At 49.3% G+C, this 15,141-nt stretch carries 11 protein-coding genes; all 11 read left to right on the top strand.

Translation table 11 applies throughout. The features are described 5' to 3' along the window. The first annotated feature begins 46 nt into the window (after positions 1 to 46). The 11 genes from mfd (at position 47) to lysS (ending at position 14,612) form a co-directional block, all read left to right on the top strand. A complete protein-coding gene (gene mfd, locus ACRYI5_RS05590) occupies positions 47 to 3,586 on the top strand; it encodes a transcription-repair coupling factor (protein WP_448224567.1) in 3,540 nt (1,179 codons plus the stop codon). A gap of 2 nt (positions 3,587 to 3,588) precedes the next feature. Further along, complete coding sequence (locus ACRYI5_RS05585) at positions 3,589 to 5,202, top strand: putative polysaccharide biosynthesis protein (RefSeq protein WP_448224566.1); 1,614 nt, start codon at positions 3,589 to 3,591, stop codon at positions 5,200 to 5,202. Positions 5,203 to 5,222: 20 nt separating this feature from the next. Further along, positions 5,223 to 5,507: an RNA-binding S4 domain-containing protein gene (locus ACRYI5_RS05580; protein ID WP_407879143.1), complete on the top strand. Its 285-nt coding sequence runs from the start codon at positions 5,223 to 5,225 to the stop codon at positions 5,505 to 5,507. A 170-nt stretch (positions 5,508 to 5,677) separates the two neighbouring features. Then, positions 5,678 to 6,061, top strand: a complete 384-nt coding sequence (locus ACRYI5_RS05575) for an FtsB family cell division protein (protein ID WP_448224565.1) — start codon at positions 5,678 to 5,680, stop codon at positions 6,059 to 6,061. 107 nt (positions 6,062 to 6,168) lie between these two features. Then, positions 6,169 to 6,642, top strand: a complete 474-nt coding sequence (locus ACRYI5_RS05570; protein ID WP_448224564.1) for a S1 domain-containing RNA-binding protein — start codon at positions 6,169 to 6,171, stop codon at positions 6,640 to 6,642. A gap of 88 nt (positions 6,643 to 6,730) precedes the next feature. Then, positions 6,731 to 8,107: a tRNA lysidine(34) synthetase TilS gene (tilS, locus tag ACRYI5_RS05565; RefSeq protein ID WP_448224563.1), complete on the top strand. Its 1,377-nt coding sequence runs from the start codon at positions 6,731 to 6,733 to the stop codon at positions 8,105 to 8,107. Beyond that, entirely contained in the window at positions 8,100 to 8,645 is a 546-nt protein-coding gene (gene hpt / locus ACRYI5_RS05560) for a hypoxanthine phosphoribosyltransferase (protein WP_407879150.1), read from the top strand. The genes tilS and hpt overlap by 8 nt, the downstream gene beginning before the upstream one ends. 216 nt (positions 8,646 to 8,861) lie before the next feature. Continuing rightward, positions 8,862 to 10,976, top strand: a complete 2,115-nt coding sequence (gene ftsH, locus ACRYI5_RS05555; RefSeq protein ID WP_448224562.1) for an ATP-dependent zinc metalloprotease FtsH — start codon at positions 8,862 to 8,864, stop codon at positions 10,974 to 10,976. A 137-nt stretch (positions 10,977 to 11,113) separates the two neighbouring features. Next, on the top strand, positions 11,114 to 11,998 hold the full coding sequence (hslO, locus tag ACRYI5_RS05550; protein WP_448224561.1) for an Hsp33 family molecular chaperone HslO: 885 nt from the start codon (positions 11,114 to 11,116) through the stop codon (positions 11,996 to 11,998). Positions 11,999 to 12,034: 36 nt separating this feature from the next. Then, positions 12,035 to 13,045: a tRNA dihydrouridine synthase DusB gene (dusB, locus tag ACRYI5_RS05545; protein ID WP_448224560.1), complete on the top strand. Its 1,011-nt coding sequence runs from the start codon at positions 12,035 to 12,037 to the stop codon at positions 13,043 to 13,045. 82 nt (positions 13,046 to 13,127) lie between these two features. After that, positions 13,128 to 14,612 carry a lysine--tRNA ligase gene (gene lysS, locus ACRYI5_RS05540; protein WP_448224790.1) on the top strand — a complete coding sequence of 495 codons (1,485 nt, stop codon included), beginning with the start codon at positions 13,128 to 13,130 and terminating at the stop codon, positions 14,610 to 14,612. Positions 14,613 to 15,141 lie beyond the last annotated feature (529 nt).

Below are 15,141 nucleotides of genomic sequence, written 5' to 3'. Positions count from 1 at the left end.
CGGGAGGTCGGCAGTGATGCCGGCCGTTTTCAACGAAAGGGTTTTTATGGAATTACAGGATTTTATTCGGCAAACACCAGAGTATCAACAGATTATTGCCGGAACAAATTTAAGTCGTCAGTTAATTACCGGGATTGCTGGCTCCGCACGAACGTTATTAGTCAGTACGATGTTTGCGGAACTACAGCAATCGTTACTGATTGTGACGGACACCGCGTTTCACGCCGGCCAGGTTGTTGATGACTTAGAAAACTTACTCCCGGATGAGCAAGTCTTTAATTTCCCAGCAGAAGAAATGCTTGCGACGGAAATTGCAACGAGTTCCCCAGAATCCCGGGCTGATCGGGTGGCTGCACTCCATGCCTTGCAAGGGGACCAGCCCGTTATTGTGGTTAGTGACCTGGCTGGGTTACGGCGTTACTTACCGCAACCAGCAGTCTTTAAGGCGGCCACGGTGACCATTGCAAGTGGGCAGGATTACGACATGAAGGCGCTCCAAAACAAGCTGCATGAAATGGGGTATGCCCACGAACAACTTGTGGCGCGGCCTGGTGACTATGCTGTGCGGGGGTCCATTATGGACGTTTACCCGCTGAATGCTGATTATCCCGTCCGGATCGACTTTTTTGATACAGAAGTTGATTCTATCCGGACGTTTGATCCAGAAAACCAACGGAGCCTGGAAACGATTGAATCCGTGAGCGTGTTGCCTGCAACAGAATTTGTGGTGTCTGATGACGAACTGGCTGCCGGAAAAGCGCGGTTAGGCGAACTGGTCAAGGCGCAGGCAGAAACACTGACGGGGGACGAGCGGGCCAGTTTTGTGGCACACTTTGACGCACTGACAGCGGCGGACGCCACCCCCAGTGCAACACCAGAACTAAGTTTGTATGCCAGCCACTTTTATCAAGAAGCGGCTGGTTTGATTGATTACCTTGATTCTGATGGGCTGGTGTTGATCGATGATTACACCAGGTTGTTAGAGACTGATCGGCGAATCAACGAAGATGAAGCTGGGTGGGTGACTGATCGGTTGCGAACCAACGAAATGTTGGCTGAGCAAACGTTTGGCCATGATTTTCGTGATGTGGTGCGGGCCATCAAGCAACCACAACTGTTCTTTTCACTGTTCCAAAAGGGCATGGGAAACGTTCGGTTTAATCAGCTAACAAACGTTGCTGTCCGTGACATGCAGAAGTTCTTTGGCCAACTGCCCGTATTGAAAACGGAGGTTGATCGGTGGCAAAAGCAGGATCAAACCGTTGTGATTATGGTCAACAACGAAGAACGGATCAGTAAGGTTAACGATACCCTGCATGATTTTGAAATTCAGGCTGGTTTGGATAAGGTCACGAATTTAACGGCTGGCACGGTGCAGGTCGTTCCGGCCACGTTGCAAAACGGGTTTGAACTGCCGAGCGGCAAACTGGTGGTCATCACTGAAGCAGAAATGTTTGCGAAGGTGACCAAAAAGCGCGCCCGGCGGCAAACGCTGGCTAATGCTGAACGGCTGCGGAGCTATACGGAGTTGAAACCCGGCGACTTTGTGGTCCACGTTAATCATGGGATTGGTCGGTTTGAAGGCATGCAGACCATGGAAGTGGATGGTGTGCACCAGGACTACATCACGATTGATTACCAAAACAACGCGAAGATCTTTATTCCGGTGACCCAGCTGAACTTGATTCAAAAGTATGTGTCTTCGGAGGATAAAAAGCCGAAAGTCAACAAACTTGGCGGGACCGAATGGGCGAAGACCAAACGTAACGTTGAAAAACGAATTGAAGACATCGCCGACGAACTGGTGGAACTGTACGCCGCCCGTGAATCCCAGACGGGTCACGCGTTCCCGAAGGATGATAGCTATCAAGCTGAGTTTGAGGGGGCCTTTCCATACGTCGAAACACCGGATCAGTTACGCAGTGTGGACGAAATTAAGCATGACATGGAAAAGGCGAAGCCAATGGACCGGCTGTTAGTGGGTGACGTTGGGTTTGGGAAAACGGAAGTGGCGTTACGCGCAGCGTTTAAGGCCATTGAAGACCAAAAGCAGGTGGCCTTTCTAGTGCCAACCACGATTTTGGCCCAGCAACATTACGACACGATGACGGCCCGGTTTGAGGGCTTTCCGGTTAAGATCGGGATTTTATCCCGGTTTGATACACCGGCACAAGTGAAGGAAACGGTCGCGGGGTTAAAATCCGGTGAAATTGACATTGTGGTTGGGACACACCGCCTGCTATCGAAAGACGTTGAGTTTAAAGACCTTGGCTTACTGATGGTCGATGAGGAACAACGGTTTGGGGTCAAACATAAGGAACGAATCAAGCAGATGCGTGAATCCGTTGACGTGTTGACACTAACGGCGACACCGATTCCACGGACGTTGAACATGTCCATGATCGGTGTCCGGGACCTGTCGGTGATCGAAACGCCACCAGCAAACCGGTATCCAATCCAAACGTACGTTATGGAAGCAAGTCCGGTAGCCTTACAAGACGGCATTGCACGGGAAATGGCGCGCGGTGGTCAGGTCTTTTATCTGCACAACCGGGTGGATGACATTGAACACGTGGTCGATCAGATTCGTGAACTGGTTCCAGATGCGCGTGTCGGCTACATTCACGGTAAGATGGGAGAAAGTCAGTTAGAGACCATTCTCTACGATTTCATTCGTGGTGAATACGACGTGCTGGTAACGACGACCATTATTGAAACCGGGGTCGACATTCCCAATGTCAACACCCTGTTTGTGGAAAACGCGGATCACATGGGTCTTTCCCAGTTGTACCAACTCCGGGGCCGAATTGGCCGAAGCAACCGGGTGGCATACGCGTACTTTACGTACCAGCCAAACAAGGTGCTGACCGAAGAAAGTGAGAAACGGTTGGAGGCCATTCGTGACTTTACGGAGTTAGGGTCTGGCTTCAAAATCGCCATGCGGGACCTGTCCATTCGTGGCGCCGGGAACCTGCTCGGGCAACAACAGCACGGTTTCATCGATTCTGTGGGGTACGATCTATACACCCAGATGCTGTCCCAAGCGGTGGCTAAGAAGCGGGGACAAACGGTTCAAGTGCGGTCTGATGCTGAAATGGAACTGGGCGTTGAAGCGTACTTGCCAGAGACCTACATTCAGGATCAACGGCAAAAAATCGAAATTTACAAACGGATTCGTGAGCTGGAAAATGAAGATCAGTACGTTGAGGTCGATGAGGACCTCCTGGATCGGTTCGGTGACTACCCACGTGAAGTGGCTAATTTATTGGCAGTGGGCCACTTGAAGATGAGTGCGGATGCCGCCCTGGTCAGCAAGATCCGGCGTGAGGATGACATTATCAGCGTCACCTTGTCAACGCAGGGGACAGCGCAATTTTCCGGTGAAGAAATCTTTAAGGCGTTATCAAAAACAAAGTTACGGGCGACAGTGGGAACGAACGCTGGTAAAATGGTGGTCAAATTGGTGATTCAGCCAAAAATGACCGAGACCGATTGGTTAACAGATCTGTCCGCTTTTGTGGCGGCGTTAGCTGATCAGGTTGTGGATGCATCAATGGCCACAACAGAAACGGGTCGAAAGGAGTAACCATGAACACAAAGCCCCAGCGCCCAAAAGGAAGTCAACGACGGGGGCTCATTAACGGCGCGTTAATGATGTCTGTGGCGGCACTTGTGGCTAAGGTGCTGAGTGCTGTTTACCGAATCCCACTACAAAACTTGGTCGGAAATACCGGATTTTATGTTTATCAGCAGGTTTACCCGCTGTATGGAATCGCGATGACGTTTGCGCTCAGTGGGTTGCCTGTCTTTATTTCAAAGCTCATTGCGGAAATTGACGATCGGGCAAAACAACAAACGGTGGCCAAACGAATTTTTGTGATCCTTGTTGTCGTCAGCGTGCTGTTGTTCGTTGGTTTGTTTGGCGGGGCTCAGTTGATTGCCCGGGCAATGGGTGATAGCGGCCTTACCCCGTTAATTCAAGTTGTGGCAGGCATGGCCCTGTTCATGCCGTTTCTGGCGGTCGGTCGGGGGTTCGCCCAGGGGCAATTCGATATGCGACCAACCGCAATTTCTCAGGTGTTAGAGCAGGTCGTCCGGGTCGCCATCATTGTGGTGGTGGCGTGGTGGGCTGCTCATCACGCATGGCCCGTTTACAAAATGGGTGCATGGGCAATGAGTGGGGCTTTGTTCGGTGCGGTGGTTGCCGTTGCTGTTTTTGCGGTGTTCTACCAAGAGCTCTTTTCAGCACCGACCGTTGCCGTTTCTCAGGCCTACGATTGGCCGGTTTTAGTTAAACGACTGTGGCGCGAGGGGGGCACGATTTGTCTGTTTGCCGCCGTGGTCATTTTGTTACAGTTGGTGGACTCATTCACCGTCAAACGGGGCCTTGTGACCATGGGGCTCTCGCAAGATGATGCGAAGTCACTAAAGGGGGTCTACGACCGGGCCCAACCCTTAATTCAGTTGGGGTTGGTCGTGGCCACCAGTTTTTCGGCAACGTTATTGCCGACACTCAGCGCTGCCATTGCCAACCGGCGGGCCCACACCGTGCAAACCACGTTGACGATGCTGATTCACGTGAGCTTTGCATTATCAGTGGCTGCGACGGCGGGACTTGTGGTGTTGATGCCCAGTATCAACCACGTTTTATTTGGAAGTTCAACGGGGAGTTTAGCGTTGGCAATCTACTGTTTGAGCATTGTGTTTGCAAGTTTGATCAGCACCTACAACAGCATTTTGCAGAGTATGAACCAGTACCGCTTATCGTTAGTTGCGTTGGTCAGCGGGGTGGCGGTAAAGGGGCTATTAAACTACGGTGCGGTCGTTCGCTGGGGCATCAACGGGGCCAGTTTCATAACGGTGGTCAGCCTTGCCGTCATGTTAGGTGTATTGTGGCTAGGAAGTCCGGAAGCGATGCGAGAAGCCCTGACGCGGGGGATGTTTATCCGTAAACTTGGGTTTGTGACGACGCTAATGGCCATTGGCGCCGTGGCCGCCAGCACGCAGATCCAGTTGTGGTTGGGACTGGGGCGTGGTGCAGCAGTCGTGGTGACAACTGGCGGTGTCTGTCTCGGCGTGGCCGTGTTCATCGGTGCCGCATTGTGGACCCGGTTGTTTACGCCGCGTGAGTGGCTGACGCTTCCAGGTGGTAAGACGTTACTAAAAGTGGTGGCCAAGATGAAGTGGCCATCAGTTCATTAATTGAAAATGAGGATAATAAAATGCGATTAGATAAATTTTTAAAAATTTCACGGATTATTAAACGCCGGCCAGTTGCCAAAGAAATTGCTGACCAGGGCCGAATCACCATTAACGGGACAAAGGGAAAATCATCCAGCAACGTGAACGTTAACGATGAACTTGTCATTTCATTTGGGAATAAAACGTTGACGGTTCAGGTCTTGCAGCTGTTAGAGACGACTAAAAAAGAGGATGCCGAAAAGATGTATAAAATCGTTTCGGAAGACTACGCTAAGGATTATCGGAATCAAGATCTAAATAATTAGTGATTGAAATGCGAAAATACGTTCGCATTAAAAGAGTGTTAATCCTTACAGCTGTAACGTGTTTGACATTTACATCTAAAATTGACGTTGTTATACTTTAGGTGAAATCATTAAATGGATAACGTTGATTATCAAAAGTTGCGGACCCGTCTAGTTGAGGTGTAAATAGCATGCAAGATGAGCATTCGATTCATCAACTGAACAATGATTATGTGAAGCGGCTTCGGGCAAGTGAAGTTGCGCATAACCAAACGCAGGCACAGTTATCACGACGGCGCCGCGGGCGGATGTGGCGGATCTTGCTAGCATTTGCTGTGGCCATGGTGTTGTGTTTTTGGGCGTACGGTCGGAATGTGGCCAGCTTAAAGAAGCTGAACCACGAAAATGCACAAGCAACCACCCAGTTGCAGACGGCGAAGCAGAAAAATTCGAAGCTGAACCAACAGGTGGGTCAGTTGAATAATGATAATTATTTAGAAAAATTAATTCGCGATAAATATCTGTACACGAAAGACGGGGAAACCGTTTATAATTTACCGACAGATGCGAAGTAAAGAATTAAGCAATTAACAGCCGTGGGCGGTGCCCGCGGCTGTTTTATGGTACAATCATGATGTTTTAAAGCGTTAACAACGCAATCTTCAGGAGGATAAATCTTTTTATGGCAGTGGCAATCGGTAGCAAAGTTTCAGGCAAGGTGACAGGCATTACTGGGTTTGGTGCGTTCGTTGATCTAGGCGAGCACCAGAGTGGTTTAGTTCACATTAGCCAGGTCTCCAATGAATACGTTAAGGACATTCACGATGTACTCACCGTGGGCGATGAAGTTACGGTTAAAGTGCTATCGATTGAAAATGGCAAAATTGCTTTATCCATCAAGCAAGCCGCTGACAATGCGACGGCACCAAGTGCACGTGAACACCATGGGCATAGCAATGACCATCATGAAGTGAATCGTGAACCGCGGGCTGAACACAGAAGCAGCAACCGTGGCGCAGGTCGGAAACCCCATGCTGTTGATAACAGTTTTGATGGGATGATGGCAAGTTTCTTAAAGGATAGTGAACAACGGTTAGCGACCATTAAGCATAATACTGAAGGAAAACGTGGCGGTCGTGGTGGCCGGCGAAGTTAAATTGAACTAAAAGCGCCTGTCACTTCTATGTAATTAAGGAGCGGCAGGCGTTTTATAATCCAAAGAAAGGTGGAACCTGGTAACGAACATGAACGAAGTTAGACAGCAACTCCGGGCAGCTAACCAAATGCACGGATTATGGCAGGCGAGTGACACGGTTGTCGTGGCGGTCTCGACGGGCGTGGACTCGATGGTGTTACTGGATGTGCTCCGCCACCTTCCAAAAAGTGAGCGCCCGACGCTTGTGGTTGCACATGTTAACCATCAATTGCGGGCTCAAAGCGACGTTGAAGAGGCTAGCTTGCGGGCACAGCTGGCGTCAACGGATGTGCCGTTAGTGGTGACCAGCTGGCCCAAAGAAGACCACCCACAAATGGGTGTCGAAGCAGCGGCACGGGCGTTTCGCTATGATTTTTTTGAGCGGGTGATGAGAAAGTATGGGGCAACGGTGTTGATGACCGCACACCAGCAGGATGAACAGGCCGAAACAATCATGATGCGGGTGATCGAAGGCCGAAGTTTTACCGAACCACTTGGAATCGCGTGGCAGCGCCCGTTTGGCCCCGGACGATTAGTGCGGCCATTGTTAGGAATCAGCAAAGCCGCCATTCGCGCGTATGCGGATGATCACCAGGTGATGAGCTTTGAGGATGAAACGAACATGTCGCTGACGGTTCTACGTAACCGAACGAGACACCAGGTGCTGCCACAGCTCCGGGCAGAAAATCCGCGGTTTGATGACGACCTTGTGGCGAACGCAGCAGACTTAGCAGAAATGATGGCGGTTATGGGAAAACAGGCCCATGAAGTCGTCAGGCATGCTAACGGGAGCTTACAAGCGTTGATGAGTGACGCACTCCCGATCAGTTTGTTACTGAAAACAGCGTTTAGTGAATGTGCACCAGAGGTCTCTGTTAGTGCAAGTGTGTGGCGGCGACTTGCAGTTAACTTGCCGACGATGCGCCCCCAAGCAACCATTGATTTAGGTCGCGGGTGGCAATTGCAGCGTCATTACGATCAAATTATGTTTGTTAAACGGGAATCTGGTCCTCAAAAAATCCGTGCTCAAACGCTACCAGACCAACAAACTATGGTACCATTGAACAAATGGCAGTCAGTGACAGAAGTGGGTGCTATCGGTGCGTGGTCAGCTGAGCAAACCGTCACAATGTGGCCGGCGTTTCGAAGCGTTCATGTCCGAGTTTCACCAACTGACTGGCCGTTAATTATTCGGCCAGCACGAGGGGATGATCGGCTTGCCTTGGCAAACGGCGGTCACCAAAGTGTTCGGCGGATTATGATCAACCAAAAGGTCGCGACGGCAGAGCGCTCACAGCAATTGCTGGTGACGACAGTAACCGGAACACCGTTATGGTTGGTTGGACGTAAAGTGGCGGCAACCGCCATGTCCGGTCAGGTCATTGAACTATGTTTAAAACCAACGCAAGGAGTAGAGTATGGATAACGATATTGAAAAAACGTTGTACAGTGCGGAAGAAATCAAAGAAGCAGCCCACCGGTTGGGAATGCAACTAACCGAGGACTATCGGGATAAAAAGCCGATCATGGTGTCCGTGTTAAAGGGTGCCATTTTATGGACGGTGGATGTCATGCGTGAAATGGACATCATGGCAGAGATGGATTTTGTTGATGTTTCAAGTTATCACGGTGGGGTTGCTTCTGCCGGTGAAATTGAGCTGATCCATGATCTAAGCGTTGATGTGACAGATCGAAATATCATCATCATGGAAGACATTATCGACACGGGCCGGACCCTACAATACTTGATCGACCTGTTAAAGAAGCGACACGCAAAGGACATCAAAGTCTGCACGCTGCTTGATAAACCAGAAGGCCGGGTTGTCCCTGCTAAGGCGGATTACGTTGGTTTTCAACTCCCAAAGGAATTTGTGGTGGGCTATGGGCTTGATTACAAGGAGTTTTATCGAAACCTTCCGTATGTTGGGGTGTTAAAACCGTCCGTTTACGAAGAGGACAAGTAGGCAGTCACGGCCTGAGCAATCAGAAAATTGGTGCGTTACTGTAACGGGTTTCACGCCCGTTTTACTGGGCGATTGAAAAAATCCGTTGTGGGCGTCATTTTTGTTTGGTCAAGATAGGTCAATTGTGCTATTATATGATTCATTAGCAGGGGGTAACCCCGCTTTATCCCGTTTTAATGGGATGAAGAAATGAAATACACTGTCAGGAGGCACTGTATGAACACACGCCGTAACGGGCCGGTTCGTAACAGTTTGTTCTGGATCGTGATCTTTTTGTCATTTATGGGAATCTTGTATTTCTTCTTTGGCAATAACACGGGCTCACAGACCCAGAACATTCGCTCGAGCGAATTTGTCCAGGAATTAAATCAAAACAAGGTCAAGAGCTTCCAGGTTCAGCCATCCGGTGGGGTCTATAAGATCACCGGGGACTACCGGACTGCTCAAAAGGCCTCCAGTACAGGCAATTCTTCACTAGGACTAGGCGGAAGCCAATCCACAAAGGTGAAGAGTTTTACCACTTCTGTTCTGGAAAATGATGCCAGCGTGAAGCAAATCACTGACGCAGCTAGTAAGCACAACGTCAAGATGGACACAAAGGCAGAAGAATCAAGTGGCTTCTGGATCAACTTAATTAGTTTGATCCTGCCAGTTGTTCTAATCATCTTCTTCTTCTACATGATGATGGGCCAAGCTGGTCAAGGTGGCGGCGGTCGTGGCGGTGTCACGAGCTTTGGGAAATCTAAAGCAAAGCCTGCAGATCCTAAGACCAACACCGTTCGTTTTAGTGACGTGGCCGGTGAAGAAGAAGAAAAGCAGGAACTGGTTGAAGTTGTTGAATTCTTAAAGGATCCGCAGAAGTTCACGACGCTGGGCGCACACATTCCAGCCGGTGTTCTGCTCGAGGGCCCGCCAGGTACTGGTAAGACATTACTTGCCAAGGCAGTTGCTGGTGAAGCTGGCGTACCATTCTTCTCCATGTCTGGATCTGATTTCGTCGAAATGTTCGTCGGGGTTGGGGCTAGCCGGGTTCGTGACTTGTTCGATCAAGCCAAGAAGAGTGCACCATCAATCATCTTCATTGATGAAATTGATGCCGTTGGTCGTCAACGTGGCACTGGCATGGGTGGTGGTCACGATGAACGTGAACAAACACTGAACCAGTTGCTGGTTGAAATGGACGGGTTTACTGGAAACGAAGGGGTCATCGTGATGGCCGCAACTAACCGGTCTGATGTCCTTGACCCAGCCCTGTTACGTCCAGGCCGGTTTGACCGGAAGATCCTTGTGGGTCGTCCTGACGTTAAGGGCCGTGAAGCAATTTTGAAGGTTCATGCAGAAGGCAAGCCATTGGCTGCCAGTGTTGACCTTAAGGAAATTGCCAAGCAAACACCTGGGTTTGTGGGTGCTGATTTAGCGAACCTGTTGAATGAAGCCGCATTATTAGCTGCTCGTCGTGGGAAGACGCAAATTGACGCTGCCGACTTAGATGAAGCGGAAGACCGGGTTATTGCCGGGCCTGCCAAGCATGATCGGGTTATTTCTGATCATGAACGGCAAACCGTGGCGTACCATGAAGCTGGGCATACCATCGTTGGGCTTGTGCTTAACGACGCCCGGGTGGTCCACAAAGTAACCATTGTGCCTCGTGGTCGTGCCGGCGGTTACGCCATCATGTTGCCACGTGAAGACCAGATGCTGATGAGTAAGAAGGATGCGAAGGAACAGATTGCCGGGTTAATGGGTGGTCGTGCTGCAGAACAGATCATCTTTGATTCAGAATCATCTGGTGCTTCAAATGACTTTGAACAGGCAACACAAATTGCCCGTTCAATGGTGACGCAGTACGGGATGAGTGACAAACTGGGCATGGTTTCACTGGAAAGTGATGGCCAACCATTCTTGGGTGCTCAGTATGGCCAACAACCACCATACTCACAAGAAACAGCTGCTTTGATTGATGAAGAAGTTCGTCGTTTAACTGCTGAAGGTTACACAGACGCACAAAACATTATTCAAAGTCACCGTGAACAACACAAGTTGATTGCGGAAGCCCTCTTGAAGTACGAAACGTTGGATGAAAAGCAGATCTTAAGTTTATTCAAGACTGGAAAGATGCCTGAAAGTGCAGCTCCTGAAGCTGACCCACAGGCAGCAACCTTTGAACAAGCGAAGAGTGCTTTGGAACAACGTGAAGCACAGCGGGCTGCTGAACATGAACCAGCAACATCTGCGGCAAGTCAGACAAGTGCTGACACAACGAGCCAGGCAACTAGCGCTGCTAGTTCGGCGAGTGAACCAGCAGATTCAACTGATTCACATCAAGATTAGTCTTTACGAAACACACCGTTGGCGATTACGTCGAAACGGTGTGTTTTTCTTTACATGATGACGCAAACGTTAGCTTTGGCTAACGTTTTTCCGGTAAATGCGGTATACTAGCTTTCAGAATTTTTGAGGAGTATGACATGGCGAATTATTTAGTGAAAAGTATTATTGATGACGGTAACTTTCGGGCATACGCAGTGGATACAACAAACGTTGTGGCGGAAGCGCAACGGCGCCACGACACGTGGAGTGCCTCATCTGCGGCCTTAGGACGGACCATGACTGGTGCCATCCTGTTGGCAACATCCCTGATGAAGGGTCAAGAAACCATGACGGTCAAGGTGCAGGGTGATGGCCCGGCCAAGGGGATCGTTGTGGACGCGGATGCACAAGGGCACGTAAAGGGCTACATTATGAACCCCCACGTGCATTTGCCACTGAACGAACAGGGGCACATTGATGTTAGTGGGGCCGTGGGTAAAAACGGAGCCCTGTCGGTGACTAAGAACCTTGGTTTAGACCAACCGTACACGGGTCAGGTTGGCCTTGTTAGTGGTGAGATCGGTGATGATTTCACGTACTACCTGGCGCAATCCGAACAAATCCCGTCAGCCGTTGGGGTGTCTGTGTTTGTTGAAAACGACAACACTATTGGCGTTGCTGGTGGCTTTATGATCCAAGTCCTTCCTGGTGCTTCCGATGAAGCAATCACAAAATTGGAAGCAACGTTGAAAGAAATGCCGTTGGTTTCCCAACTGTTACGGGATGGTAAGACGCCAGAAGACATTTTGAATGACCTGTTTGGCGAGGACCGGGTGAAAATTTTGGAACGGGTTCCCGTTAGTTTTGAATGTAACTGTTCAAAGGAAAAGTTTGCCGGTGACCTGGTCAGTTTACCAACTGCCGACATTCAAGAAATGATTGATGAAGATCATGGTGCGGAAGCGGTCTGCCGGTTCTGTGGAAACAAATATCAGTTTAGCGAAGCGGACTTAAAGCAACTGTTAGTTGATCGTGAAGCCTAACGTTTTGGTAAGAGACGCCCCATTGGAGGAGTAAACATGAAGTGGAACATTGGCGGAATTGAAATTCCCAATCAGATCGTTGTCGCACCGATGGCGGGAGTTACGAACTCCGCGTTTCGGGTGATATGTAAAGAGTTTGGTGCCGGCCTAGTCGTTTGTGAAATGATTTCTGACCGTGGCATCCTGTACAAAAACAAGAAGACGTTGTCCATGATGAAGGTGGAAGAAGTAGAACACCCGATGAGCATCCAGATTTTTGGGGGAACAAAGGAAACGTTGGTTCAAGCAGCTCAGTATGTTGATCAACACACTGAGGCAGATATCATCGACATTAACATGGGTTGTCCCGTAAATAAGGTGGTTAAAACGGACGCTGGTGCACGGTGGCTGTTAGACCCTAATAAGGTCTATGAAATGGTTTCTTACGTCACAGATGCTGTTAAAAAGCCGGTGACGGTCAAGATGCGGACTGGCTGGGATCCTGACCATGTGTACGCGGTTGAAAACGCGCTTGCCGCAGAACGTGGTGGTGCTGCCGCGCTAGCAATGCATGGCCGGACCCGGTTCCAATTTTACGAGGGTCACTCAGACTGGGACGTGCTTCATCAGGTCGCTGAGCAAATCCACATTCCGTTTATGGGAAATGGGGATGTTCAGACACCACAAGATGCAAAGAAGATGATTGACGAAGTAGGCGCAGACGCTGCCATGGTTGGTCGCGCTGCTGAAGGAAATCCGTGGGTTCTGGGGCAGATGGCTCATTACCTCGAAACAGGGGACTTACTCCCCGAACCAACGGCAGCAGAAAAGGTGGCTACGGCCAAGGAACACTTACAGCGGTTGGTTGACTTGAAGGGTGAACACGTTGGTTCTCACGAATTCCGTGGGCAGGCAACTTACTACCTGAAGGGGATCTCACACTCTGCTCGGACAAAAGTTGCGTTGAACAATGCCGAAACCCAACAGGAGATGATCGATATCTTTGACGGGTTCTTGGACCAGTTGGCGAAACGCGATGAACGGGAAAGTTCAGAAGTTGTTCGGTAACCAGGCACTGTTTTAGTGTAAAATGGTGAATGTGAGAAATTGACAGAAGTGAGGGATTAAATTGGCAAAGCAAGAAGCAAGCATGAACGACCAGATGAAGGTTCGTCGTGATAAGTTGCAGGAACTGCGTGAAGACGGCGTTGAACCGTTTGGTCACCGGTTTGACCGGACCCATTTGGCAGACCAAATCCGTGAACAGTTTGGCGATGAAGATAAAGAGACCCTGGAAGAACAGGCGAACGTTGTGACCATTGCTGGGCGGATGATGTCAAAACGTGGTAAGGGTAAGGTTGGGTTTGCTGACCTGAAGGACCGGAGCGGTCGGATTCAAATCTACGTGCGAAAAGATGTCATCGGCGAAGAAATGTATCACGTCTTCAAACGGTCTGACCTTGGGGACTTCATCGGGATTACTGGGGACGTCATTAAGACAGACATGGGTGAACTGACGGTTCGGGCCCAGAAGTTGACGTTTTTGAGTAAGGCATTACGGCCATTACCAGATAAGTACCATGGATTAACAAACCAGGAACAGATTTATCGGCAACGGTATCTGGACCTGATTGCTAATGATGACAGCTTTAAACGGTTCCAACAACGGACGAAGATCATTACGGCCGTTCGCCGCTACTTGGATGGCTTAGACTTCCAAGAAGTGGAAACGCCTGTATTGCATAACATCCCTGGTGGTGCTGCTGCCCGGCCATTCATTACGCACCATAATGCGCTGAACATTGAATTGTACCTGCGGATCGCGCTTGAGTTACACTTGAAGCGGTTGATTGTTGGTGGGATGGAACGCGTGTACGAAATCGGGCGTGTGTTCCGTAATGAAGGGTTGGATACAAAACATAACCCTGAATTTACCATGCTGGAGTCATATGTTGCCTACTGGGACTTCCATGATGTTATGGATGAAACAGAAGGAATCTTTAAGGCAGCCGCTAAGGCGGTTGCGCCTGATGCCGTTGTAACGTACCAGGGGACCACACTAGATTTAGCTAAGCCATTCAAGCGGGTCCACATGGTGGATGCAATTAAGGCGGAGACTGGTGTTGACTTCTGGGAGCCGAAGACGCTTGAAGAAGCTCGGCAGTTGGCTACTGACAATGGTATTCACTACGAAGACTTCTGGTCAGTGGGGCACATCATTAACCAGTTCTTTGAAGATAAGGTCGAGGACACATTGGTGCAGCCAACGTTTATTTATGGGCACCCAGTGGAGATTTCACCACTTGCAAAGAAGAATGAAGATGACGCCCGGTTTACAGACCGGTTTGAACTGTACATCGTTGGAAATGAATTTGCCAACGCCTTCTCTGAATTAAACGATCCAATTGATCAACGGGAACGTTTTGAACAACAGGCCGCAGAACGTGCTGCCGGTGATGACGAAGCGCAGTTGATCGATGAAGACTTCGTTGAATCATTGGAATACGGCATGCCACCAACTGGTGGTCTTGGCGTTGGGATCGATCGGTTAGTCATGTTACTGACTGATGCGGCATCAATTCGTGATGTCTTATTGTTCCCAACAATGCGCGCAGAAGACAATGTAACTGATTAGTTTTTGAAATAAAGAAAGAGCCACCACCCGGTGATTACGCCGGGTGGTGGCTCTTTCTTTGGTCGTTAGTGAAATTGATTTAAGAAAAGTGTTTATTAGCTCTTGCAAATACACCCTAACATGGTATGATGTAACTCCGGTTGTTCGATTGACCGGTTTGAAAACAGACGTCGTGCTGGTTCGAAATGCTTATGCAACGGAGCAGACGACGAACAGTTGGCCGTCAAATGAGAAAATCGTTAAAATGATAATTCTCCCTTGACCGAAGCCGACTGACCTGTTATTCTTAATAACGTTGTCAAAACAGCTTATCACTTTTGAATAAGTTGTTTTCACAGCTATACCAATTCAATCTTCGTCAACAATTAATTGAAATTAGTTGTTGACACAGCAAGGAAAGATTGGTATTCTAATTAAGTCGTCTGATACAAACCAATTTGTTCTGACGGTGATAGATCTTTGAAAACTGAACAACGTTTCGACGAATCAAATGTGTAGGGTCTTTGAACGAAAGTTCAAAACAATACAA

This window comes from Furfurilactobacillus sp. WILCCON 0119, from assembly GCF_053471565.1.
Note: the sequence above shows the minus strand (reverse complement) of the source record. Positions and strands in the feature narration are given on the sequence as shown.